Origin of the sequence: Actinomadura meyerae, from assembly GCF_900188445.1 — a bacterium.
Taxonomy (GTDB): domain Bacteria; phylum Actinomycetota; class Actinomycetes; order Streptosporangiales; family Streptosporangiaceae; genus Spirillospora; species Spirillospora meyerae.
Genome location: NZ_FZOR01000009.1, coordinates 23,639 through 46,029, shown reverse-complemented (window position 1 = coordinate 46,029; position 22,391 = coordinate 23,639). Strand labels below are relative to the sequence as shown.

The 22,391-nt window shown below is 75.7% G+C and carries 19 protein-coding genes; 10 read left to right on the top strand and 9 right to left on the bottom strand.

The features are described from left to right. Positions 1-21: 21 nt before the first annotated feature. Positions 22-747, bottom strand: a complete 726-nt coding sequence (locus tag CHF16_RS11980; RefSeq protein ID WP_089326176.1) for a M50 family metallopeptidase — start codon at positions 745-747, stop codon at positions 22-24. Between the two features lie 190 nt (positions 748-937). Between CHF16_RS11980 and CHF16_RS11975 the strand changes: the two genes are divergently transcribed. The 5 genes from CHF16_RS11975 to CHF16_RS11955 all read left to right on the top strand — a co-directional run bounded on the left by CHF16_RS11975 (position 938) and on the right by CHF16_RS11955 (position 8,453). Beyond that, positions 938-1,921 (top strand): AAA family ATPase, encoded by a 984-nt coding sequence (locus CHF16_RS11975; protein WP_245868398.1) that lies wholly within the window; start codon positions 938-940, stop codon positions 1,919-1,921. Between the two features lie 2 nt (positions 1,922-1,923). Then, on the top strand, positions 1,924-3,054 hold the full coding sequence (locus CHF16_RS11970; protein ID WP_089326061.1) for a DUF58 domain-containing protein: 1,131 nt from the start codon (positions 1,924-1,926) through the stop codon (positions 3,052-3,054). Next, positions 3,051-5,276, top strand: coding sequence for a transglutaminase TgpA family protein (locus tag CHF16_RS11965; RefSeq protein ID WP_143227953.1), 2,226 nt, complete (start codon positions 3,051-3,053; stop codon positions 5,274-5,276). The genes CHF16_RS11970 and CHF16_RS11965 overlap by 4 nt, the downstream gene beginning before the upstream one ends. A gap of 83 nt (positions 5,277-5,359) precedes the next feature. After that, a complete protein-coding gene (locus CHF16_RS11960; protein WP_089326059.1) occupies positions 5,360-6,298 on the top strand; it encodes a threonine ammonia-lyase in 939 nt (312 codons plus the stop codon). 76 nt (positions 6,299-6,374) lie between these two features. Further along, a complete protein-coding gene (locus CHF16_RS11955; protein WP_143227952.1) occupies positions 6,375-8,453 on the top strand; it encodes a fibronectin type III domain-containing protein in 2,079 nt (692 codons plus the stop codon). On the opposite strand, the gene CHF16_RS11950 is transcribed toward CHF16_RS11955, so the two are convergent. Beyond that, entirely contained in the window at positions 8,450-10,045 is a 1,596-nt protein-coding gene (locus tag CHF16_RS11950; RefSeq protein WP_089326057.1) for a serine/threonine-protein kinase, read from the bottom strand. The genes CHF16_RS11955 and CHF16_RS11950 overlap by 4 nt on opposite strands. Positions 10,046-10,380: 335 nt before the next feature. On the opposite strand from CHF16_RS11950, the gene CHF16_RS11945 reads away from it, so the two are divergent. Together CHF16_RS11945 and CHF16_RS11940 are read left to right on the top strand one after the other, a co-directional pair. After that, on the top strand, positions 10,381-11,868 hold the full coding sequence (locus CHF16_RS11945; RefSeq protein ID WP_089326056.1) for a hypothetical protein: 1,488 nt from the start codon (positions 10,381-10,383) through the stop codon (positions 11,866-11,868). A 72-nt stretch (positions 11,869-11,940) separates the two neighbouring features. Next, positions 11,941-13,086 carry a CaiB/BaiF CoA transferase family protein gene (locus tag CHF16_RS11940; protein WP_089326055.1) on the top strand — a complete coding sequence of 382 codons (1,146 nt, stop codon included), beginning with the start codon at positions 11,941-11,943 and terminating at the stop codon, positions 13,084-13,086. A 68-nt stretch (positions 13,087-13,154) separates the two neighbouring features. Here CHF16_RS11940 and CHF16_RS11935 read toward each other — a convergent pair whose 3' ends face one another. Next, entirely contained in the window at positions 13,155-13,541 is a 387-nt protein-coding gene (locus CHF16_RS11935) for a cupin domain-containing protein (protein WP_089326054.1), read from the bottom strand. Then, complete coding sequence (locus CHF16_RS11930; RefSeq protein ID WP_179271490.1) at positions 13,538-14,977, bottom strand: MFS transporter; 1,440 nt, start codon at positions 14,975-14,977, stop codon at positions 13,538-13,540. Before CHF16_RS11930 ends, CHF16_RS11935 begins: the two co-directional genes overlap by 4 nt. 54 nt (positions 14,978-15,031) lie before the next feature. Here CHF16_RS11930 and CHF16_RS11925 point away from each other — a divergent pair, with 54 nt between their 5' ends. Further along, complete coding sequence (locus tag CHF16_RS11925; protein WP_089326053.1) at positions 15,032-15,688, top strand: TetR/AcrR family transcriptional regulator; 657 nt, start codon at positions 15,032-15,034, stop codon at positions 15,686-15,688. Positions 15,689-15,951: 263 nt separating this feature from the next. Then, the gene (locus CHF16_RS11920) at positions 15,952-16,809 is read left to right on the top strand and encodes an esterase/lipase family protein (RefSeq protein WP_089326052.1); all 858 of its coding nucleotides are present in this window, start codon (positions 15,952-15,954) and stop codon (positions 16,807-16,809) included. 52 nt (positions 16,810-16,861) lie between these two features. Here CHF16_RS11920 and CHF16_RS11915 read toward each other — a convergent pair whose 3' ends face one another. The 5 genes from CHF16_RS11915 to CHF16_RS11895 form a co-directional block, all read right to left on the bottom strand. Next, positions 16,862-18,115, bottom strand: coding sequence for an aspartate aminotransferase family protein (locus tag CHF16_RS11915; RefSeq protein WP_089326051.1), 1,254 nt, complete (start codon positions 18,113-18,115; stop codon positions 16,862-16,864). 95 nt (positions 18,116-18,210) lie between these two features. Beyond that, the gene (locus CHF16_RS11910) at positions 18,211-18,876 is read right to left on the bottom strand and encodes a GntR family transcriptional regulator (protein WP_089326050.1); all 666 of its coding nucleotides are present in this window, start codon (positions 18,874-18,876) and stop codon (positions 18,211-18,213) included. 17 nt (positions 18,877-18,893) lie between these two features. Next, positions 18,894-19,691 (bottom strand): maleate cis-trans isomerase family protein, encoded by a 798-nt coding sequence (locus CHF16_RS11905; RefSeq protein WP_245868396.1) that lies wholly within the window; start codon positions 19,689-19,691, stop codon positions 18,894-18,896. 89 nt (positions 19,692-19,780) lie between these two features. Further along, positions 19,781-20,542, bottom strand: coding sequence for a maleate cis-trans isomerase family protein (locus CHF16_RS11900; RefSeq protein ID WP_089326048.1), 762 nt, complete (start codon positions 20,540-20,542; stop codon positions 19,781-19,783). A gap of 16 nt (positions 20,543-20,558) precedes the next feature. Further along, complete coding sequence (locus tag CHF16_RS11895) at positions 20,559-21,041, bottom strand: DUF3830 family protein (RefSeq protein ID WP_179271501.1); 483 nt, start codon at positions 21,039-21,041, stop codon at positions 20,559-20,561. Positions 21,042-21,354: 313 nt separating this feature from the next. Here CHF16_RS11895 and CHF16_RS11890 point away from each other — a divergent pair, with 313 nt between their 5' ends. Then, the gene (locus tag CHF16_RS11890) at positions 21,355-22,389 is read left to right on the top strand and encodes a D-2-hydroxyacid dehydrogenase (RefSeq protein ID WP_089326046.1); all 1,035 of its coding nucleotides are present in this window, start codon (positions 21,355-21,357) and stop codon (positions 22,387-22,389) included. Positions 22,390-22,391: the final 2 nt, after the last annotated feature.

Here is a 22,391-nt window from a genome sequence, read left to right as displayed (position 1 = left end):
CGGGCACCGGCCGGGACGGGATCAGAAGCCGGGTGGCCTGGGCAGATCGGGGACGGAGACGTCCGGCACCAGGAGGGCGCCGCCGGCGAGGAGGGCGAGCAGCGCGGTCGCGCCGAACAGGCTCACCCAGGCGAGGCCGGGCACGCCGGTCAGGTGGGCGAGCTGGTCGGCGTCGGAGCTCGGCGCCATGTGCCGGGCCCGCATCCGCTGCAGCTCGATCACCGGCCGGGTCGCGGCGAGCAGCAGGAACCACGCGGCCAGGTAGGCGAACCCGGCCTGGACCTCGCTGCTGCCGAGCCACGACACCCCGAGGATGACCGCGCCGGTCGCGACCACCGACAGCGCGCCGTAGGCGTTGCGGATCATCACCAGCATCCCGGCCAGCAGCGCGAGCGAGAACCACAGCATCAGCGTGATCCGGCCCCACGCGAGCAGCAGCGCGAAGAACAGCCCGAGCAGCGGCGGCGTGACGTACCCGGCCAGCGCCGTGAAGATCATGCCGGGGCCGTGCGGCTTGCCGCGCGACACCGTCACGCCGGAGGTGTCGGAGTGCAGCTTGATCCCGTCCAGCTTGCGGCCGGTGAGCAGCGCGACCAGCGCGTGCCCGCCCTCGTGCGCGATCGTGACGGTGTTGCGGGCGATCCGCCAGGTGGGGCCGTGGAGCACCGCGCCGAGCGCCACGAGGCCGACCAGGCCGACCAGCCAGAGCGGCGGGTCCGGCTGCGCTCCCGTCAGCCGCTCCCACATGTCGCCGATGCTCACGTCTTCCACGTCCACCTCGGAGTTCGTCGTCGCGATGCCCAACCTTAGGACGCTCCGGACGGTGTCCGCGTTCGGTTCGTGGCCGATCGGGGTTGATGTTGCGGATCGCCCCGTCTCCGGCCTGTATTGCCGTTAGGGTGCCGTCCCGTCGGCAGGGACGGGGGGTCCGGGGCGGATGACCGAGAACACGGGCATGGACGCGGACGCGGTGGCCGGGCGGTTCGCCCGGCTCTTCGGGGCGCTCGCGGGCAACGTCGAGCGGGTCGTGCACGGCAAGCGGGACCGGATCGAGCTGGCGCTGATCTGCCTGCTCGCCGAGGGACACCTGCTCGTCGAGGACGTCCCGGGCGTCGGCAAGACGACCCTCGCGCGGGCGATGGCGGCCTCGATCGAGGCGAAGTGGACGCGGATCCAGTTCACCCCCGACCTGCTGCCCGGCGACATCACCGGCGTCTCGGTCTTCCACCAGGGCAGCGGCGCGTTCGAGTTCCACCCCGGCCCGATCTTCGCCAACCTCGCGGTCGCCGACGAGATCAACCGGGGCTCGCCGAAGACGCAGTCGGCGCTGCTGGAGGTCATGGAGGAGCGCCGCGTCACGGTGGACGGCGTCCCGCACCCGGTGCCGCGCCCGTTCATGGTCATCGCCACCCAGAACCCGGTGGACATGGACGGCACGTACCCGCTGCCGGAGGCGCAGCTCGACCGGTTCCTGATGCGGATCTCGATGGGCTACCCCGACCACCGGGCCGAGGTGGCGCTGCTCGCGGGGACGCCGTCGTCCGCGGCGCTCGACCGGCTGCCGCCCGTGCTCGGCGGCGAGGACCTCGCCCGCGCCATCGAGTTCGCGCAGCGGCTGCACGTCGCGGCGCCGCTGCACGACTACCTGGTGCGGGTCGTCGCCGCGACCCGCGACCATCCCGACCTGCGGCTCGGCGCGAGCCCCCGGGCCGGGCTGGCGCTGCTGCGGGCCGCGCGGGTGCGGGCGGCGGCGGCCGGCCGGTCCTACCTCGTCCCCGAGGACGTGAAGGCACTCGCCGTGCCGGTCATCGCGCACCGGCTGCTCGTGACGCCGGACGCGGAGCTGCGCGGGCGCACCGGCGCCGACGTCGTCGCCGAGGTGCTGCAGAACGTGCCGACGCCGCAGGCCGCCGGGGTCTAGCCGTGCTGACGCCGCTCGGACGGGGCACGGCGGCCGCCGCGGTGCCCCTGTACGCGGCCGGCTGGTGGCTCGGCTACCCCGAGCCCGCCGCGCTCGCCGCCGCCGGGCTCGCCGCGGTCGCGGGCGCCCTGCTGTGGACGCTGCCGAGGCCGCGGCTGGACGTCCGCCGCGAGATCGCCCCGGCGAAGGTGGCGCGCGGCGAGCCCGCCGTCGGCGTCCTGCACGTGGCCAACCGGGGGCGCGGCGTCCGGGGGCTCAGCGCGCAGGACGCCGCCGGGTCCGCCGAGGTCGCGGTCGAGATCCCGCGCCTGCGGCCGGGCGGCGGGCGGACGGTGACCTACCGGCTGCCCACCGGCCGGCGCGGCGAGATCGCGGTGGGGCCGCTGCGGCTGGTGCGCGCCGATCCGCTGCGGCTGGCCCGCCGGGTCCGCGAGTACGGGGAGCCGCGGACCCTGCTCGTCCGGCCGCGGACGGTGCCGCTGCCCGTGCTGCCGTCCGGCCGCGCGCACCACCTGGAGGGGCCGACGAGCGACCGGTCTCCGGCGGGGACGGCGACGTTCCACGCGCTGCGCGAGTACGTCGCCGGGGACGAGCTGCGCCACATCCACTGGAAGTCCTCGGCCCGCACCGGGACCCTGATGGTGCGCCGCCTCGTGGACGCGAGCCTGCCCACGACGACGGTGGTGCTGGAGACCCGGTCGGCCGCGTGGCCGGAGCCCGACGACTTCGAGCTGGCGGTGGACGCGGCGGCGTCGGTGGCCGCCGGGGCGGCGGCCGCGGGGTTCCCCGTCCGGGTCCTGACGGGCGGCGGCCCGCTCGCCGCCACCCGCGGGGGCCCCGGCGACCTGGAGGTGCTGCTCGACGCCCTCACCACCGTCCGGGTGGACGAGGGCGGCCGGACCGCGGCCGACGCGGTGCGCGGGGTGCGCGCGGGCGGGTCTCTCATCGTCGTCACGACCGGCGACGCCGAGCTGGGAAGGATCGCGTCGGTGCGATCCCGGTTCGACCGCGTCGTGGTGCTGCGCGTCCGCCCGGCCGGGCCCCCGGCCGCGCCGCCCGGTGTCCACCCCGTCGACGTCGCCGACCTGGAGGGGCTGGCGGAGTCGTGGCGGCGGATGGGGAGCATCCGGTGACCCGGTACCTGTCACTTGCGGTGACGGCCTGCCTGGCCGGAGTCGCGGGCCTGGCGTTCCAGCGCGTGTTCGGGCTGGGGCCGGTCGTGCCGGTCGCCGCCGTCGCGGCCACCGTCCCGACCGTGCTGTGCGGGCTGCTGTCGGGGCCGCGCAAGAAGGGCCCATGGCCGCTGTGGATCTCGCTCGTGCTGACCGTGCCCGCGTGGGGCGCGACGGCGTCGCTGACCGTCCTGCGCCCCGCCCTGAGCGACGGGACGCTGCCGCAGGCCCTCCGCGAAGGCGTGCTCAGCTCGTGGAAGGCGATCCTGACGACGCTCCTGCCCGCGCCCGCCGAACCGGAGCTGCTCGTCCTGGTGAGCGTGGCGGTGTGGCTCGCGGCGTTCGGGTCCGCCGAGCTGGCGCTGCGGACCTCGGCGCGCGCGGTCCCGGCCCTTCCGGCGCTCGGCGCGTGGGCGGTGGCGCTGCCGCTCGGCGCGGGCGGCCCCGGATCCAACCTGCCGCTCGCCGCCGCGACCGCCGTGCTGATCGCCGTGCTCGTCCTCGTCCGCGCGGACGGCCCCGGTGCGGAAGGACACGGTGCGGAAGGACACGGTGCGGACGGGCGGGGCGCGGGCGTCGCCTGGCGGCCGCTCGCGGCCGGGGCGCCGGTCGCCGCCGCGCTCGGGGCGCTGGCGTTCGCCGCAGGCCCGCTCGTCCCCGTCAGCGCCACCCCCTACGACCCCCGCGAGCAGGTGCAGGCGCCCCCGCCCCGGCTGCGCGACGGCGTCAGCCCCCTCGACCGCGTCGGCGGCTGGCTGCTGGCCCCGGACCAGGCCATGTTCACCGTCCAGTCGGACCGGACGGAGATCGAGCGGCTCGCCGTCCTGGACCGGTTCGACGGCGTCACCTGGTCGTCCACGGCCCGGTTCGTCCCGACCGGGAGCCGCGTCCCGGCCGGGCCGGAACCCGGCAGGAGGCACGAGGTCGCGCAGCGCATCACGATCCGCGACCTGCCCGGCGTGTGGGTGCCCGCGCCCGACCGCCCCCGGCGGGTGGACGGCCTGCCGGTCGTCGCCGACCCCGGCAGCGGCGCCCTCGCCGCCGACCGGCCGCTGCGCCCCGGCCAGGGCTACCGCGTCGAGGCGGTCGTCCCGGAGTGGAAGGCCGCCGACCTGGCCCGCGCGGGCGTCGCGACCGGCGCGGAGGCGGACGCCGCGCTGGAGCTGCCGTGGGGGCCGGGCGCGAAGAAGCCGCCCGTCCAGATCGCCGAGTTCCGCCGGTTCGCGCAGGCCGCGACCCGCGGCGCGGCGACGCCGCTGCAGAAGGCCGCGCTGCTCGCCGAGTACCTCAAGGTCTACGCCCGGTACGACGTGACCGCGGCGCCGGGCCACTCCTACCGGCAGATCGACTACTTCCTCGGCGAGGGCAGGCGCGGCACGCCCGAGCACTTCGCCACCGCCTACGCCCTGCTCGCCCGCACGGTCGGTCTCCCGTCCCGCGTCGTCGTGGGGTTCGAGGGCGGGAAGCGCGAGGGCGGCCACGTCCTGGTCCGCTCCGGCGACGTCATGGTCTGGCCCGAGGTCAAGTTCGACCGGCTCGGCTGGATCCGCTTCAATCCGCTGCCCGACAGCGGACGCCCGTCCAAGAAGAACGAGGGCGTCGCGGCAGGGGAGACCGAGCAGAAGCTGGAGCAGGCTCAGAAGAACGCGGTCGCCCAGGAGAACAACCCAGGCGCGGCCAAGACGGCGCAGAAGCAGGAGGGCCCGGCCCCTGCCGAAGAGGCGCCCACGCCATGGTGGGTGTTCGCCGTCATCGGGGTGGGCGCCGCCATCGCCGGCTACCTGTGCGCCGTCCTTCTCGCCCCCGCCCTGCGCAAGCGCCGCCGCCGGACGGGCCCGCCCGCCGCGCGCATCACCGGGGCCTGGCACCAGGCGCTCGACCACCTCGCCGACGCGGGCCTGTCCACGGTCCGGACGCTCACCGCGCACGAGGTCGCGCGCTTCGGCGCGTCCGCCGTGGGGGAGGAGGCCGGCGGGCACCTGCGGCCCCTCGCCGACCTGGTCAACCTCAGCCGCTTCGCCGCGTCCCGCCCCGACCAGGGCGCCGCCGACCGGGCCTGGCACCACAGCGACGCCCTGGGCCGCCTCGTGACCGCGAAGGCGGGGCGCCTGCGCCGCTTCCGCCGCCGGCTGCGCCCCGGCTCCCTGCGGGACCGGCGGCCCGTCACGCCGGAGGGGCGCTGACGCTACCGTAGCCGCATGCGACTGTGGAGGAGCCGGGCCCCGTGGAAGGCGCTCGGCATCGCCGGGGAACCCGGGGAGCGTCCGTGACCCCGCGCCCCGTGCGCGCGCCCGGCCCGGACGACCTCGACCGCGCCTGGCGCGCCGTGTCCGCCGTCCTCGACCCGACGCCGCTCGTCCCCGCCCCCGGCCTGGCGCCCGGCGCGCTGCTGAAGCTGGAGACCTTCCAGCCGACCGGGTCGTTCAAGGTGCGCGGCGCCCTCGCGGCCGTCGCGGCGCTGCCCGGCGGCGAGCCCGCCGTCACCGCCAGCGCGGGCAACCACGGCCTCGGCATGGGCCACGCTGCCGCGCGGTCCGGCGCCGACGTGACCGTGGTCGTGTCGACCCGGGCGTCCCGGGCCAAGGTCGAGAAGATCGCCGCGTTCCCGGTCCGGCTCGTCGAGCACGGCCTGACCTACGACGAGGCCGAGGCGCACGCCGTCAGCCTGCCCGGCCGGTTCGTCTCGCCCTACAACGACCCGGACGTCATCGCCGGGCAGGGCACGATCGGCCGCGAGCTCGACGCGCAGGCGGACGGGCCGCTCACCGTCGTCGCGCCGGTCGGCGGCGGCGGGCTGCTCGCCGGGCTGTGCCTGTGGGCGCGCGAGCGCGGGGACGTCCGGGTCGTCGGCGTCGAGTCGGCGGTCTCGCGGGGCGTCTCCGCGTCGGTGGCGGCCGGGCGGGTCGTCGAGGTGCCGGTCGGCGACACGTTCGCCGACGGGCTGCCCGGCAACCTCGAACCCGGCTGCGTCACCCCCGCCGTCATCGGGGGGACCGCCGCGCTGACCGCGGTCACCGATGACCAGATCCGGACGGCGCTGCGCTGGCTGTTCCGCGAGTACGGCCTCGTCGCCGAGGGCGCCGGCGCGGCGGGCGTCGCCGCCGTTCTCGCCGGTGAGGTGCCCGCCGAGGGCCGCCTGGTGGTCGTCGTCTCCGGCCGCAACATCACCGTCCCCACCTATACCGCGGCGATCCGCGCGGACTAAGCCATCCCGGGAAAACCCGGGCGGACAGGCGCCGCACCCAGTACGGTTCCGTCCGAAACGGGGCAGGTGAGCGGGTGTGCGTGTGCGTGTGTTCGGGGCCGACCGGCTGACGGGCCAGATCGCGGTCGGGCTCGTCGGGGTGCTCGTGATCGCCGCGGCCGTCTACGGGGTGGGCGTCGCCAGCGCCAAGTACCGGCTCGCCGACGTCGGCGCCTGGCTGACCGCCCGCTCCAAGGGCCTGGTCGTGCACGTCAACGGCCCGGCGGCCAAGGTCGACGGCAAGGCCGGCGTGGTCCCGCAGATGCGCGGCCACAACATCAAGGTCGTGCAGGACGGCGGCACCGTCCTGATCGTCGACGAGGACACCGGCGTCGTCAGCCGCCTCGACCCGTCCCAGCTCGACATCGGCACCAGCCGCCCGCTCGGCAAGGGCATCCAGGTCCTCGCCGGGGCCGGGAAGGCGTACACGGTCGACTCGGTCCAGGGCGTCGTCCAGGAGATCGACCCGGTCGCGCTGACCCCGGTCGGCCGGGCCGCGACGCTGCCGCCCGTCCTCGGGCAGGCGGGCATCGACGCCCGGGGCGCGCTGTGGGTGCCGGTCGCGCGGGACGGGCAGGTCGCGGCGTTCGCCGGCGGCCGGCTCGGCCCGCCCGTGCGCGTGGGCGCGGCGGGCGACGACCTCGCGCTCACCATCGCGGGCGGCGACCCGGTCGTCACCGACTCGACCGCCGGGACCGCCACCGTCGTCAAGCCGTCCGGCGCGAACCTCACGGTGCGGCTGCCCGCGACCGTCCGGCGGGCGGGGCGCGGCGGCGTGCTCGCCCCCGCCGCCACCGACGGCGCCGTCGTCCCGATGCTGGTGCCGGGCGCCGGGTCGCTCGTCACCGTCGACACCGGCACCGGGCGGTACTCCAGCACGCGCCTCGCGATGCCGAGGCACCGCTACCGGCCGCCGCAGGTGCTCGGCGCGAAGGTCTACATCCCGGACGAGACCGCCGGGGCGCTCCTGGTCTACGACGCCGCCCGGAACAGGTTCGAGACCCCCGTCCGGGTGACCGGGCGTCCGTCCAAGCTGGACGTGTTCGTCCGCGACGGGATGCTGTGGGCGAACGACCCGTCCGGCCCGCGCGCGGTCGTGATCGACGAGCGGGGCGCCCGCAAGGGCGTCGACAAGTACAAGGACCGGGTGCCGGGCGGCCAGAAGCGCCGCGCCATCCCGCTGCCCGGCGACGGGGACGCCCCGCCGCCGCCCCGGCCGCGGACGCCGTCGCGCAGCCCCGAGCCGCCGCCGGGGCCGGGCGAGCCGCCGAGCGCGCCCTCCAACGTCTCCGTGACGCCCGGCGCGGGCACGATGCAGATCGGGTTCCAGCCGTCGCAGGGCGAGGGCGTCATCGGCTACGTGCTGAAGGACGTCCCGTCCGGGCTGACCGCGACCCCGTCCTCGATCCGGCAGGGCACCGGCCCCTTCGCCTTCACCGTGCGCGGCGGCGACTGCGGCCGCGAGTACCGGTTCCGCGTCGCCGTCCGCTACCGGGACGGCCGCGGCCGGACCCGGGAAGTGGTGTCGCCGGCGAGCGACCCCGTCCGGCCCTGCGTGACGCCGGGCGCCCCGACCGGCCTCACCGCGCGGGCGTCGGCGTCCGGCGCGAAGGTCTCGTGGACGCCTCCGCCCGGCGGGGAGAACCTCACGTACCGGCTCGCCTACGACGGCCCGGTGAAGGGCTCGGTCTCGGCGGCGGGCACGTCCGCCACGCTCGGCGACGTGTGGACGAACGGGAACTACACCTTCACCGTCACCGCCGCCAACGACGCAGGCACCGGCGCCCCCGCGACGCTCAGCGTCGGCCTGACCGGCCCGGCGGCCAAGTATCCGGTGGAGCGCAACGGCAATTCCGACGCCTACATCCGGTCGACGCCCGACGGCAAGAACGGCGCCCTCGTCGCGACCATGCACGACAACAACGGCGAGATGGTCACCGTCCATTGCCAGGTGAAGGGCACCTACTACACCCACCCCAGGGACGCCAATCTCGCCGGTGACACCTACGTCAGGATCACCTGGAGCGGCAAGACCGGCTACGTCCTCGGCTACCTGGTCAACACGCCCGGCGACTGGAAGAGCTTCGCGGGCCCCGCCATCTGGAAGTGCGCCTAGCCGCGCGGTGACGCGCCGGTCTTCGCGGGGCGCAGGCAGGCGGGGGCCGACCAGGCGACGTCCGGAGCCCGGCCCTGCGTGAGGCGCACGACCGCGCCCACCTTGAAGCACGCGGCCGCCTTCGGCCGCAGGCCCCGCACGGTCGCCGAGCGCGACCCGGCGGGCGCCGTCGTCACCGCCTGCGACCCGGCGGGCTGCCGCTGGACGAGCAGCGGCAGGCCCCGCGCGCCGGCCGGCAGCGTCCAGCGCAGCACGGCCGTCCGCCCCGCCTGCCGGACGGTGAGCCCGCGCGGGCGCAGCGCCGCCAGATCCTCGGCCGGCACGGGCGTGTGCTGCGCCTGCGGGGCGGTCTGGGACGCCTGCGGAGCGGCGCCCGGCGACCCGCCCTGCTTCCCGCCCTCCGCGTCCCCGCCGCGGTTTGCCAGCGCGAGGGCGCCGACGCCGAGCGCGAGCCCTCCCACGAGCGCCACTCCGGCCGCGACGACCAGCCCGCGGCGCGGCCCGTCGCCCGGCCGCTCGGGCAGGGGAGGCGGGCCGGGCGGCCCCGTGTGCGGCGTCGTGGGCCCCGTGTGAGAGCCGCTGTGCGGGCCTGTGTGCGGGCCCATGTGCGGTGCCGTCGGGCCGGTGTGCGGTGTGGTGGGGCCCGTCCGGCCGAGGCTGCGGGCGTGCCGGTCGCTCGCCGTGGGCGCCCACTCGGGCACCAGCGGCGGCCCCGGCAGGCCCGGCCCGGGGGAGGGGTGCGCGCCGGTGCCGACGACCAGGTCCGTGACCGGCAGGCCCAGCTCGCCCTGCACCCGCTGGAGCGCCCGTGCGAACTCCACGGCGGTCGCGAAGCGCTGCTCGGGCGTCTTCGCCATCGCGTGCACGATCACGTCGAAGACCTGCGGCGGGACGTCCGCCCGGGGGATCGGCGGGGGCGGCTCGTGCAGGATCCGCAGCATCAGCGGCGCGATGCCCTCGCCGGGCGGCCCCTTGAACGCCGGCCGCCCCGCGAGCAGCTGGTACAGGGTCGAGCCGAGCGAGTAGACGTCGGCGCCGGTGCCCGGCGGGCGGCCCTCCAGCACCTCGGGGGCGGCGTGGTTCGGGGTGAACGCCTGGGTGTGCGTGGCGTCGAAGGAGTCGGTCAGGCGGGCGATGCCGAAGTCGGCGAGCGCCGGCTCCCCGTACCGCGACAGCAGCACGTTCTGCGGCTTGACGTCCCGGTGCAGGACGTCGGTCTCGTGGGTGGCGGCGAGCGCGCCCGCCATCTTCACCCCGATCCGCAGCACGTCCGCGACCGGCAGCGGCCCCTCCGCGGCGAGCCGGTCGGTGAGCGCGCCGTGCTCGAAGTACTCCATCGCGATGTACGGCCGGCCGCCCCGGGTGGTGCCGGTGTCCAGCACGGTCACGATGTTCGGATGCCCGGACAGCCGCCCGGTGATCTTGCATTCGCGCTGGAAGCGGCGCATCGCGGCGGTGTCCACCGCGCCGACCGACAGCACCTTCAGCGCGACCGTCCGGTCGAGGCGCTCCTGGTGCGCGCGGTACACGACGCTGAAGCCGCCCTCGCCGACCTGCTCCAGCACCCGGTAGCCCGGGACGTCCTCCGTCATGGATCCGGGAATCCCTCTCCGTCGCTCGTCTCGCCCCGGACGCGGCGGGGGCGCGCGGGTCCGGCGCCGTGCGGCGCGGGACCCTACCCCGGGAGGCCACAGCGTACTGCCTCCCGCCCCGCCGCGCGCTACATACGGAAATGAGGTGACATTTCATTTCGGCCGGTTAATCGTTGTCCCAATTCCGCGCCGTCCGCCGCGGGAGGCGCTCTAACCTCGGATTCCGCGACGAAGGAACGGCCCAGAGGGAGTGGCCCGCCGTGACGGAAGATGTCATGACGAATGCCCGGACGGAAACGCCGCCGGCCAAATCGGCATACCCGGATCTCGTCCGGATGGCGTATTTCGTTCTGCCGGGCAAGGGCAAGCGCGTCTACCGGCTGGCGATCGCCCGCCGGATCGTGGACGGCACCGCGCGCGGCGCGCGGGACCGGTCCGCCGCCGGGCTCGCCCGCCGCCGCACCCGGGTGCTGCGCCGCGCGCTGCGCCCGTCCCGCCGCCTCCAGATCGGCCTCGGCCCCTGGCTGCGCGCGCTGCCCGCGCGGCTGCCCGACCCGGCGCTGACCGCCGCGCTGTGCCGGCTCGCGCCGCACGTCCGCGTCGCCTACGTGCTCCGGTACGTCGAGGGGCTGCCCCGCTACGAGATCCGCGACCAGCTGATCGAGCTCGGGGTGCGCGACCCGTGGTCGGCGATCCGCGCCGCCGAGGCCGTCCGGGTGCCCGCGCCGCGCGGCGCCGACCGGTTCGACGCGGAGGCGCTGCGGCCCGTCCGCACCCGGTCGGTGCTGCCGCTCGCGACCGCCGCCGTCCTCACCGCGGGCCTCGTCGGGGCGCTGGTCGCCACCGAGCACGGCGACTCCCGCGAGCGGCCCGCGCGGGCGCCCCGGCTCGTCTCGGCCGACCCCGGCGCCTGGACGCGCGGCGCCCGCACCCTGGACGCCTGGCCCGCGCGCGGCGACCTCGCCGGCGACCGGGGGTTCACCGGGCGCGCCGCCGCCGCGTGGGCCGCCGCGCCGGCCGCCCGCCGCGCCGCGGGCGGCACCGCCCAGCTCCTGTACGCGGGCCGCCTCGACGGCACGGCCGTCGCCGTGCTGCGGCGCGGCGACCGGCTGGCCCGCTACACGCCCGGCGGGCTGGAGGTCACCGCCGCCGGGTCCGGGCCGTCCGCCCCGATCGCCCTCGGCGGCGGCCGCTACCTGCTCGCCCCGTGGGAGCCGCGGCCCGAGACCCTCGGCGGGGACGCGCTGCCCGTATCCGGCGGCGTGACCGCGCCCGTCCGCGCGGGCACCGACTGCGGCCGGGGCCCGCTCTTCCACCTCGGCTCCCGCACGGTCGGCGACCTCGGCGGCCCGCGCGCCGCCGACCTCGCCTACCACACCCCCTCCTGGCGGCCGGGGGAGCCCGAGCGCCCCGCCCGCCTCGGGAAGGGCGCCCGCGCGACGTGGAAGAAGGTGGCCTGCGCGACGCCCCGCCAGGAGCGCCCGGTGGCCGCGGCGACGGCGCACGCCTTCTGGTCCGGGCGGCTGCCGCACGGCGGCCCGTCCGCCGACTGGGTCTGTGCCCGGCTGGCCTACGCGGACGGCGGCACCGCCGCCCAGGCGGTGCTGCTCGGCTCCGGCGAGCACCCCACCGGCGCGTGCGACCCCGCCCGCCCGGTCGGCGGAACGTGGTGGCGGGCCCCGTCCGACCGCTGGTACTACGTGGCGGCGGCGGGGCGCGGCCTCGTCCCGCACGCGGACGGCGTCCGCCGCTCCACGACGCGCAAGGGCCTGCTCGTCGGCACCGGCACGCCGCGCACACCGGTCGCCCTGACCGCGCGCTGAGCCCGCGTCAGCGCCCGCTTACCCTGATGGTGCACACTTGGGGGAGACCGAACACGATTCAGGGAGTCGCAGATGGGCAAGGGGCCGCTGTCCGGGGTACGGGTGATCGAGCTGGCCGGGATCGGGCCGGGCCCGTTCGCGGCGATGCTGCTGGCCGACCTCGGCGCCGACGTGATCCGGGTGGACCGGGCCTCCGCCGTCCGCCCGGGCGAGGCGGCCGGCGGCACCGACTTCAGCAACCGCGGCAAGCGGTCCATCGCCGTCGACCTGAAGAGCGAGCGCGGCCGGGAGGTCGTCCTCCGCCTGGTCGAGAAGTCCGACGTGCTGCTCGAGGGGTTCCGCCCCGGCGTCACCGAGCGGCTCGGCATCGGCCCGGACGACTGCCTCGCCCGCAACCCGAAGCTCGTCTACGGCCGCATGACCGGCTGGGGGCAGGAGGGGCCGCTGTCGCGCACCGCCGGCCACGACGTCGGCTACATCGCGGTGACCGGCGCCCTGCACGCGATCGGCCGCGCCGGCGGCCCGCCGCAGGTCCCGATGAACCTGCTCGGCGACTTCGCCGGCGGCAGCATGTACCTGATCGTCGGCGTGCTGGCCGCGCTGCTGGAGTCGCGGGCGAGCGGCGAGGGCCAGGTCGTGGACGCCGCCATCGTGGACGGCACCGCGCACCTGTCCACCTTCATCCACGGCTTCCTCGCGGGCGGCCTCTGGGAGGACCGCCGCGGCGTCAACATGCTCGACACCGGCGCCCCCTGGTACGACGTGTACGAGACCTCCGACGGGCGGCACATGGCCGTCGGCGCCATCGAGCCGCAGTTCTACGCCGAGTTCCTCCGCCTCATCGGCCTCGACGGCGAGGACCTGCCGCACCAGCACGACCGCGACGGCTGGCCCGTCCTGCGGGAGCGCTTCGCCGCCGTCTTCCGCACGAAGACCCGCGACGAGTGGACGGAGATCTTCGTCCCCAGCGACGCGTGCGTGGCGCCCGTCCTGTCCATGAACGAGGCCGCCGAGCACCCCTACAACACGGCCCGGGACGTCTTCCCCGAGCTGGCCGGGCACCGCCAGCCCGCCCCCGCGCCCCGCTTCTCCCGCACCCCCGGCGCGACCGACGGCGTCCCCGCCCTGCCCGGCGGCCAGACCCGCGCCGTCCTGGACGAGCTGGGCTTCGACGACGCCGACACCCTCATCAAGGAAGGCGCCGTCGTCCAGTCCTGACGGGCCCACCGGTGGCCGCTCCCGGCGACGGGACGCGGCCACCGGCGCACACCAGGCGGCATCGGACGTCAGAAGGCCGCGCCTCGCCGCTCCTGGCGGGTACCGCCGCGCAGGCCGATGGAGACGATCTCGCTCGGCCCGTCCAGTTCGAGGCGGTGCCAGCGTCCGCGCGGCACGATGACGGCGGTGCCGGGGGCCAGCCGCGCCATCTCCTCCTCGCCGCCCGGCTCGGCGGGGCGGAAGTAGATCCGCAGGCCGCCGGACAGGCAGCAGACCGCCTCCTCCGCGGCCGGATGCATCTCCCAGTGGTCGGCGTGCACGTCCGCGTCGGTCTGCACGCGGAAGGCCGCGAGCTGCCAGCCGCCGTCGTCGGACGTCATGCTCCGCTCGCGGGCGCGGACGGCGCCGTCGGGGTGGAACGCGAGAGCGGACGCGAACAGGTCGATCGGATTCATGAGCGTGTTCCTTCCAGCCGGTCGTGCACGGGTTCGGGGACGGACGGCGCCACCGCGGGGGCGCGGCGGGGCAGGGTCGCGGCGGCCGCGGCCGCGATGAGGAAGAGGGCGGCGGACACGGTGAGGCTCAGCGCGTAGCCGTCGGTCAGCGCGGACGCCGTCGCCGCGCCGCCGGTGCGGTGCGCGGCGACGGTGGCGAGGGCCGCGAGCCCGACGCAGCCGCCGAGCTGGCGCGAGCTGTTGAGCAGGCCCGAGGCCATCCCCGCCTCGCGGGGCGCGACGCCGGTGGTGGCGGCGACGGCGACCGGGGCGAGGACGAGGCCGGTGCCGACGCTGCAGAGCAGGGACGGGCCGAGGACGTCGGTGAGGAAGCCGCCGCCGGGGCTGATGAGCGCGAACCAGCCGAGTCCGGCCGCGCCGAGCAGGCCGCCGGGGATCAGCGCGGCGCGCGGGGATCGGGCCGAGGTGATGCGGGTGGCGAGAACGCTGCCGGCGACCAGCCCGGCGGAGAAGGGCAGGAACGCGGCGCCCGTCGCGGCCGCCCCCATCCCCAGCACCTCCTGCAGGTAGAGGGACACGAAGTAGAACGCGGCGAACTGCCCGGCGGCGGCGAGGAACACGATCACGTTGGCGCCGGCGACCCAGCGGCCGCGCAGCAGGCCGAGCCGGACGAGCGGCGACGCCGACCTGGACTCGGCGAGTACGAACGCCGCGAGGAGCACGGCCGCCGCCGCGAGGGTGCCGAGGGTCGCCGGGGACGTCCAGCCGACCGCGTCGGTGCGGACGACGCCGAACACCAGCAGCCCGACGCCGCCGGTGGCGAGCACGGCGCCGGGGACGTCCATCCGGTCCCGCGCGGCCGGGCGCGGCGCCGCGGGCACGCCCGCCGGGACGAGCGCCAGAGCCGCCGCGGCGATGGGCAGGTTGACCAGCATCACCCAGCGCCAGCCCGCGTACTCGGTCAGCAGCCCGCCGGCGAGCACGCCGGCCGCGCCGCCCGCCGCGTTGACCGCGCTCCAGACGCCGAGCGCCCGGACGCGGGCACGGCCCTCGAAGGTCGTGGTGATCAGCGCGAGCGCGGCCGGCGCGACCGCCGCGGCGCCGAGGCCCTGCCCGGCGCGGGCGGCGACGAGCTGCCAGGGCGCCTGGGCGAGGCCGCCGGCGAGGGAGCACAGCCCGAACACGGCGAGGCCGCCGCAGAACAGCCGGCGCCGCCCGTACAGGTCGCCGGCCCGCCCGCCGAGCAGCAGGAACCCGCCGAAGGTGAGCGCGTAGACGTGCACGACCCAGGCCAGGTCGACCGGGGCGAAGCCGAGCGCGGCCCGGATCGCGGGCAGCGCGACGTTGACCACCGCCATGTCCAGGGCGACGACGAACTGCGCGACGGCCGCGGCCGCGAGCACCACACCGGGTCGCCCCCGATTATTTTTATACATGTATGAAAAATAGCCCGGGATGCCCCCCGGTGTCGAGCCCGCGATGATGGGGGCATGCCGCGACAGTCCGCTCGGCGGGGCCGACCGCCCAAGATCTCCCGCGCGGAGATCCTCGCCGCCGCCCGCCGCATCGTGGACGAGGAGGGCGCCGGCAAACTGACCATGCGGCGGCTCGCGGGGGAGGTGGGCAGCACCCCCATGGCGCTGTACCACCACGTCCGCGACAAGGAGGAGCTGCTCCTGCTGCTGCTGGACGACTACGCCGCGCGGGCGCTGCGCCGCCCCGCCGTCCCGGCCGACCCCCGCGAGCGCGTGGCCGTCATGGCGGCGGCGATCCGCGAGGCGCTCGCCGCCTGCCCGTGGATCGTCGAGGTGCTCACCGCCGACGACCTGCTGTCGACGTCGGCGCTGTGGTTCGTGGACCAGATCCTGGCGGGCCTGGGCGAGCTCGGGCTGAGCCCGGAGCAGGCCGTCCACGGGTACCGGGCGATCTGGTATTACACCGCCGGCGAGATCATCGTCCGGACGGCCGCGGGCCGCCGTCGCGCCGGCGACGAGCGGCCCACCTACCGCGATCGCGTCTTCGCCGAGCTGGACGGGGCGGAGCTGCCGCGGCTGGCGGAGGTCGCCGGGCGCTGGGGGTCGCTGACCGAGCAGGACACCTACCTCGACGGCCTGCGGGCGCTCATCGACGGGCTCACCCGCGCCTGACGCGGCTCGTTCCCGGGCGTCCGGGCTCGGTCACGGGCGTCCGGGCTCGCGCCGCAGGTCGGGCGGGGTGCCCGCCGGTCCGGTTGTGAACGCGCTGACAAATCCTCCCCGGCAACCGGCGGCCGATCCACAAGACCGGGCCGGAACGCGGCCGTACTTTGTGGCCAACCCACCCCGGTCATCACGGTGATGAACGGCCGGGGCCCGGTGGAATGCGCCGGGCCCCGGCCTCTTCTCGCCGTGCCCTCATGAGGGAGAAGCACATGCGTTTCGGACGACTCCGTTCCTGGGCGGTCACGGCCGCGGCGGCGGTCGCCGCCCTCGGCGCCACCGGCCTGGCCGCACCCGCCGCGCACGCCGAGACCAGCCCGGACGGCGCCAACGACTGGAATTGCAAACCGTCGTTCTGGCACCCCCGGCCGGTCGTTCTCGTGCACGGCACCTTCGAGAACATGGCGTTCAACTGGCAGAAACTGTCCCCGGCGCTGAAGAAGGCCGGATACTGCGTCTACGCCCTCAATTACGGCGGCCCCAAGGACGGCCCGATCCAGGGGATCGGCGACATTCCGACGTCGGCCGGGCAGTTGTCGGCGTTCGTCGACAGGGTGCTCGCGTCGACCGGGGCGTCCAAGGTCGACATGGTCGGGCACTCGCAGGGCGGCATGATGCCCCGCTACTACATGAAGTCGCTGGGCGGGGCGTCGAAGGTCGGGAAGCTGATCGGGCTCGTCCCGTCCAACCACGGGACGAACCTGTCCGGGCTGGTGCGGCTCGGCAGCCTGCTCGGCATCACGCAGGCGGTGGTGAAGGCCGCCCCGGCCGCCGGGCAGCAGATCACCGACTCCGACTTCCTGAAGGAGCTCAACGCGGGCGGCGACACGGTGCCCGGCCCGTCCTACATCGTGCTGGCCACCAAGTACGACGAGGTCGTGACGCCCTACACGTCGGCGTTCCTCAACGGGTCGAACGCGCAGAACGTCCTGCTGCAGGACAAGTGCCCCGGCGACACCAACGCGCACGTCGGCATCGCCTTCGACCCGGTGGCGATCAAGTTCGTGCTGAACTCGCTCGACATCTGGGGCCCGTACTGGCCCATCGACTGCGCCGACCCGCTCGGCTGACCGGCCTTCCGGAACGGGGGGCGGCGCGCCGCGCCGCCCCCCGCCGGACGGGTCAGCCGACGGCGTCGGCCACGGCCCGCGACCAGAGCGCGAGGGCGTCGTCGACCTGCGCCTCGGTGACGATCAGCGGCGGGATCATCCGGACGACGTTCCCGTACGCGCCGCAGGTCAGCAGCAGCAGTCCGTGGTCGGCGGCGGCCTTGTGCGCCCGCTGCGCGGCGGCGGCGTCGGGCTCGCCGTCCGGGCCGGTGAACTCGCTGGCCTGCATCAGCCCGAGCCCGCGCACGTCGCCGATCTCCGGGTGGTCGGCGGCGACCTTGCGCAGCCCGTCGTTCAGCCGCGCGCCCTGCCGGGCCGCGTTGTCGACGAGGCCCTCCTCGGCGATGACCTGGAGCGTCGCGAGCGCGGCCGCGCAGGCGACCGCGTTGCCGCCGTAGGTGCCGCCCTGCGAGCCCGGCCGCGCCTTCTCCATCAGCGCGGTCGGCGCGGCGATCGCCGACAGCGGGAACCCGCTGGCCAGCCCCTTGGCGGTGATGAGGACGTCGGGCTTGGCGTCCGCGTGCTGGTGGCCCCAGAAGCGCCCGGTCCGCCCGAACCCGGTCTGCACCTCGTCCATGATCAGCAGGATGCCGTGCCGGTCGGCGCGCTCGCGCAGCCCCTCCAGGAACGCGGGCGGCGCCGGGATGTAGCCGCCCTCGCCGAGCACGGGCTCGACGACGAACGCGGCCGTGTCGGACGCGGGGCTCGCGGTGACGAGCAGGTAGTCGAGCTCGCGCAGCGCGAACCGGACGGCCTCCGCCTCGTCCCACCCGTACCGGTAGGCCTGCGGGAACGGCGCGATCGCGGCGCCCGGCATCAGCGGGCCGATGCCGGCGCGGAACTTGGTGCCGGCCGTGGTGAGCGCGGCGGCGCCCATCGTCCGGCCGTGGAAGGAGCCGTGGAAGACGACGATGTTCTGCCGCCCGGTGGCGTGCCGCGCCAGCCGGATGGACGCCTCGACGGCCTCGCTGCCGCTGTTGAGGAAGAACAGCGAGTCCAGGCCGTCGGGCAGGACGTCGCCGAGCGCGTCGACGAGCCGCAGCAGCGGCTCGTGCATGACGGTCGTGTACTGCCCGTGGATGAGCGTGCCGACCTGCGCGCGCGCCGCCTCCACCACGCGCGGGTGGCAGTGGCCGGTGTTGGTGACGCCGATACCCGCGGTGAAGTCCAGGTGCCGGCGGCCCTCGGTGTCGTAGAGGTAGACGCCCTCGCCGCGTTCGGCCAGGACGGGTGTGGCCTGCTTGAGCAGGGGTGACAGCGTCGCCATGCGCGTCCCTCCGGTAGATTGTCGACAATCTGCAATCTAGGTGCCCCCGGCCCCGATGTCCAGCGGCCCCGGCGCCGGGGGCGGCGCCCCCCGGGCTACGGCCGGGAGGCGCGCAGCCGCTGGATGGAGTCGGTCATGTGCTCCTCGATGAGCACGAGCAGCCGCTCCTCCTCCCCGTCGCCGATCGCGTCGACGAGCCGCCGGTGCTCCTCGACCAGGTCGGACGGCTCGGGGTAGGTGTCCTGGAGGGCGTTCAGGCACATCCGCGTCTCCACCAGCAGGGTGTGCGCCATCCGCTCCAGCCGCGGGCTGCCGGACGAGCTGACCAGCACCTCGTGGAACGCCTGGTCGGCGTCGCTCATCGCGACCCGGTCGCGCTGCTGCGCCGCCTCGACGAGGGCGTCCAGGGCGTCGGTGAGCCGGGCCACCGCCTCGCCGCGGTTGCGCGCCATGATCAGCCGGCACGCCTCCCGCTCGATCGCGAGCCGGGCCAGGTAGACGTCCTCGACGTCGCCCTCGTCCAGCGTTCTCACGAACAGCCCGCGGTGCGGCTCGCTGACCAGCAGCCCCTCCTGGACGAGCCGCTGCATCGCCTCGCGCAGCGGGCCGCGGCTGATGCCGAGGCGGCCGGCGAGCTCGGCCTCGCCGAGCTGCGCGCCGGGTTCCAGCGACCCGTACATGATGGCTTCGCGCAGCTCGTCCGAGACGATCTCGACGGTGGACTTGCGGGGGACAGGTTCCAGCTCACCCAATCGGCCCATGCCGCGGGCCCCTTTCGTCATAGCTGCCAGGTATGTCGTCCCGGCCCGGCCGCGTGCCCGGCGGGGACGGCGGAGACGTCGGCGGGCACGGTGAACAGCCGGCCCAGCCCGGTGCGCGGTGCGAGACCCCCGGGGCCGGACGCGAGCCGCAGCCCCTCCCACACGCTCACCTGGTTCGCGGTCAGCACCGGCTTGCCCACCCGCGCCTCCAGCTCGTCGAGCCAGGACACCGTGTGCAGCGCGGTGTCGGGCACCAGCACCGCCTCGGCGTCCGGGTGGTCGTTGGCCGCGACGAAGGCGAGGACCTCCTCGCGGCCGAGGGTGCCGACCTCGGCGGCGGTCACGATGCCCCGGCAGGACAGCGCCACCACCTCGACGCCGGCGCGGCCGAGGAAGGCCGCGAACCGCTCGGCGACGTCGGCCGGGTAGGTCGCGGCGACCGCGACCCGGGTCAGCCCGAGCGCCGCCGCCGCGTGCACGAACGCGAACGACGTGCTGGACGCGGGCACGCCCGCCGCCGCGCGGACCCCCTCGACCTGCCGCGCGGCGCCGTCCCAGCCGAAGACGAAGCTCCCGCTGGTGCAGGCCCAGACCGCGGCCCGGACCCCCATGCCGCGCAGCGTGCGGGCGCCCTCGCCCAGCACGTCGTCGCCCCCGATGTCGAGCAGCGCGTCGACGCGGTGCGCGTCCTCGCGCATCAGCGTGTGGACGACCGGCAGGGACACCCCGCCGAGCCCGGAGGCCCGCAGGGCGCGCTCGATCGCGGGGTAGTCGTCCTCGGCGCTGTACCCCGGGTACAGGAAACCGGCGCTCAACGTCCCTTGCCGAACGGTGTCGTGCCGTACCGTGTTCTGCCGCATTTCGCCGCCAACCCTACCTTCGCCGATCATGGATCCCATGGCGGTCACGCCGCCGTGGACGGCGCGAGCTGCGCCAGCGACTGCCCGGGACCGGCCGCGGAGCGGCCCATCGCGCGCAGCGCCGAGCACATCGTCACCTGGTTGGCCGTCAGCACCGGCTTGCGGATCATCTGCTCCAGCGGCGCGATGATGTCGTAGGTCGGCACGTTCGTGCAGCTGATGAACACGGCCTCGGCCTCGGGGGCGTCCACCGTCGACACCGCCGAGACGATCTCGCCGTAGCCGACCTTCCAAATGTGGCTGAGCAGCCCCATCCCCACCGACGACACCACCTCGATGCCGTACTCGCCGAGGAAGGACACGAGCCGCTCGGTCACCGCGTCGATGTAGGGGGTGACGACGGCGATGCGCGAGACGTTCAGCAGCCGCAGCGACTCCACCAGCGCGCCGGACGTCGTCGTCGAGACCGGCGCTCCGGCCGACAGCATCGACTGGTGCAGCTCCAGCTCGCCGGCCTTGCCGCGGATGAAGCTGCCGGACGCGCAGGCGTAGGCGACGGCGAGCGGCTCGGGGGCGAGGACGTCCCGGGTCGCCTGCCGGACGATCGACTGGTCGGACAGTGCGGAGGCCATCTCGACGGTGACCGGCACCGGGACGTACGGCAGCCGGGTCATGAAGAGCGACACGTCGTCGGGCGTCCACCGCCACAGCTCGCGGTCGAGCGCGAAGTCGAACGGCGCGACCACCCCGATGCCGTGCTGGGCCAGCAACTCGGGGCCGACGACCAGCGTGGGGTCGAATGCCATCTGCGAGGCCACCGCTCTAGGACTCGGCGCGGCGGTAGACGAGGCGCTCGCCGACGCCGCCGGAGCGCCAGACGTCGTTGCACGCCTCCGCCATCCGGTCGAGGCCGTCGACGATCGTCGCGTACACGTTGCCCGGCACCCAGCCGACGTCCCCGTTGAGCAGCAGGTTGTTGCGGCCGTAGAAGATCGCGAGGTCGATCACGCCGGGCAGCGCGTGGATGTTCTTCTCCTCCTTGAACTTGCGGTCGAGCATGCCGCCCGCGAAGGAGAAGTAGACGACGTCGCCCGGGATGGGGGTGACGGTGGGGTTCTCCAGGCCGACCTCGTCCTCGGAGAACCGTTCGACCATCGTGTACACCTCGTTGCGGGCGTACTTCGCGTGGTACGCGTCGCCGCCGAGGGGCAGGGCTCGCCACACCGCCTCGCAGGTCCGCGGCGCGTCCTTCTCCAGCAGCTCCGCGACGCACGAGACGCCGCGACGCTCCAGGGTGATGGTCATGAGCTTGGGCATGCTGGACCTCCCCGTGAACAGGGGTTGGCGAGAGCGTCGCCACCCGAAGGACTCTCCATGTTTGCGGGAGGCGGACCCCCCGCACCCTCGCGGGCGAGGGTCTAGTCAGAGCGCTCTGGGATCCGTCCTGGCCTGTGCATGGGCAACGGTTGCGACGGTCTTGCAGCACATGTCCCAGTGCGGTGAACCGGGGCCGCGGTCCATCGCGCTGATTGTTGACAATCCTACGAACCCTTCCTAGCGTGTCAATGCCTCCGCCTGTTGCCTTCACGTAAACTCCGCCGACCCGGGAGTGACGCCGATGGAGCCTGTCCTGCCCGCCCCCGGTGAGCCGCCCGGCGTGGTCGTGCTCGTGGGGGACGACGAGCCCCGCGGCATGGAGGCGGCGGAGCGGCTCGCGCGCGTCCGCTACGTGCGCGAGAACGCCCTGGCACAGGCGCTTCCCGGCGCCGACGCGGTCTTCGTGTGGGACTTCCTCTCCGGCGCCCTGGCCGACGCGTGGCCGGCCGGGGGCGGTCCCCGCTGGGTGCACATCGCGAGCGCCGGCGTCGACCGGCTGCTGTTCCCGGCGCTGGTCGAGGGGGACACGGTTGTCACCAATTCGCGAGGGATTTTCGACGAGCCGATCGCCGAGTACGTCCTCGGGCTCGTGCTCGCCCTCGCGAAGGATCTGCACTCCACGGTCCGGTTCCAGGGCGAGCGGCGCTGGCGGCACCGCGAGACCGAGCGGATCGACGGCGCCCGCGCGCTCGTCGTCGGCACCGGGCCGATCGGCCGCGCCATCGGGCGCCGGCTGTCCGCCGCCGGGCTCGCCGTCACCGGCGCGGGCCGCACCGCCCGCGAGGCCGATCCCGACCTCGGCACCGTCGTCCCGATGGAGGGGCTGGACGCGGCGCTCGCCGAGGCCGACTACGTGGTGCTCGCGGCGCCGCTCACCGCGCGCACCCGCGGCATGGTCGACGCGGCGGCGCTGGACCGGATGCGCCCGTCCGCGCGGCTGATCAACGTGGGCCGGGGCGCGCTGGTCGCCGAGGCCGACCTCGTCAAGGCGCTGCGCGCGGGGCGCATCGCGGGGGCCGCGCTGGACGTCTTCGAGGACGAGCCGCTCCCGCCGTCGTCGCCGCTGTGGGAGCTGCCGAACGTGATCGTGTCGCCGCACATGTCCGGCGACGTCGTCGGCTGGCGGGACGAGCTCGTCCGGCTGTTCACCGACAACCTCGGCCGCTTCGCGGCGGGGCGCCCGCTGCGCAACGTCGTCGACAAGCGGCTCGGCTACGTGGGATCCGGCGCGCCGACCGGCACCGAGCAGACCACCGGCATCGAGCAGAGGGGGTAGCC

Excerpts from the sequence above, each read along its gene's own strand:
- CHF16_RS11980 (WP_089326176.1), bottom strand. The coding sequence starts at position 747 with ATGTGGGAGCGGCTGACGGGAGCGCAGCCGGACCCGCCGCTCTGGCTG.
- CHF16_RS11975 (WP_245868398.1), top strand. The coding sequence starts at position 938 with ATGACCGAGAACACGGGCATGGACGCGGACGCGGTGGCCGGGCGGTTC.
- CHF16_RS11950 (WP_089326057.1), bottom strand. The coding sequence starts at position 10,045 with ATGACGGAGGACGTCCCGGGCTACCGGGTGCTGGAGCAGGTCGGCGAG.
- CHF16_RS11945 (WP_089326056.1), top strand. The coding sequence starts at position 10,381 with ATGGCGTATTTCGTTCTGCCGGGCAAGGGCAAGCGCGTCTACCGGCTG.
- CHF16_RS11940 (WP_089326055.1), top strand. The coding sequence starts at position 11,941 with ATGGGCAAGGGGCCGCTGTCCGGGGTACGGGTGATCGAGCTGGCCGGG.
- CHF16_RS11935 (WP_089326054.1), bottom strand. The coding sequence starts at position 13,541 with ATGAATCCGATCGACCTGTTCGCGTCCGCTCTCGCGTTCCACCCCGAC.
- CHF16_RS11930 (WP_179271490.1), bottom strand. The coding sequence starts at position 14,977 with ATGTATAAAAATAATCGGGGGCGACCCGGTGTGGTGCTCGCGGCCGCG.
- CHF16_RS11925 (WP_089326053.1), top strand. The coding sequence starts at position 15,032 with ATGCCGCGACAGTCCGCTCGGCGGGGCCGACCGCCCAAGATCTCCCGC.
- CHF16_RS11920 (WP_089326052.1), top strand. The coding sequence starts at position 15,952 with ATGCGTTTCGGACGACTCCGTTCCTGGGCGGTCACGGCCGCGGCGGCG.
- CHF16_RS11915 (WP_089326051.1), bottom strand. The coding sequence starts at position 18,115 with ATGGCGACGCTGTCACCCCTGCTCAAGCAGGCCACACCCGTCCTGGCC.
- CHF16_RS11910 (WP_089326050.1), bottom strand. The coding sequence starts at position 18,876 with ATGGGCCGATTGGGTGAGCTGGAACCTGTCCCCCGCAAGTCCACCGTC.
- CHF16_RS11900 (WP_089326048.1), bottom strand. The coding sequence starts at position 20,542 with ATGGCATTCGACCCCACGCTGGTCGTCGGCCCCGAGTTGCTGGCCCAG.
- CHF16_RS11895 (WP_179271501.1), bottom strand. The coding sequence starts at position 21,041 with ATGACCATCACCCTGGAGCGTCGCGGCGTCTCGTGCGTCGCGGAGCTG.
- CHF16_RS11890 (WP_089326046.1), top strand. The coding sequence starts at position 21,355 with ATGGAGCCTGTCCTGCCCGCCCCCGGTGAGCCGCCCGGCGTGGTCGTG.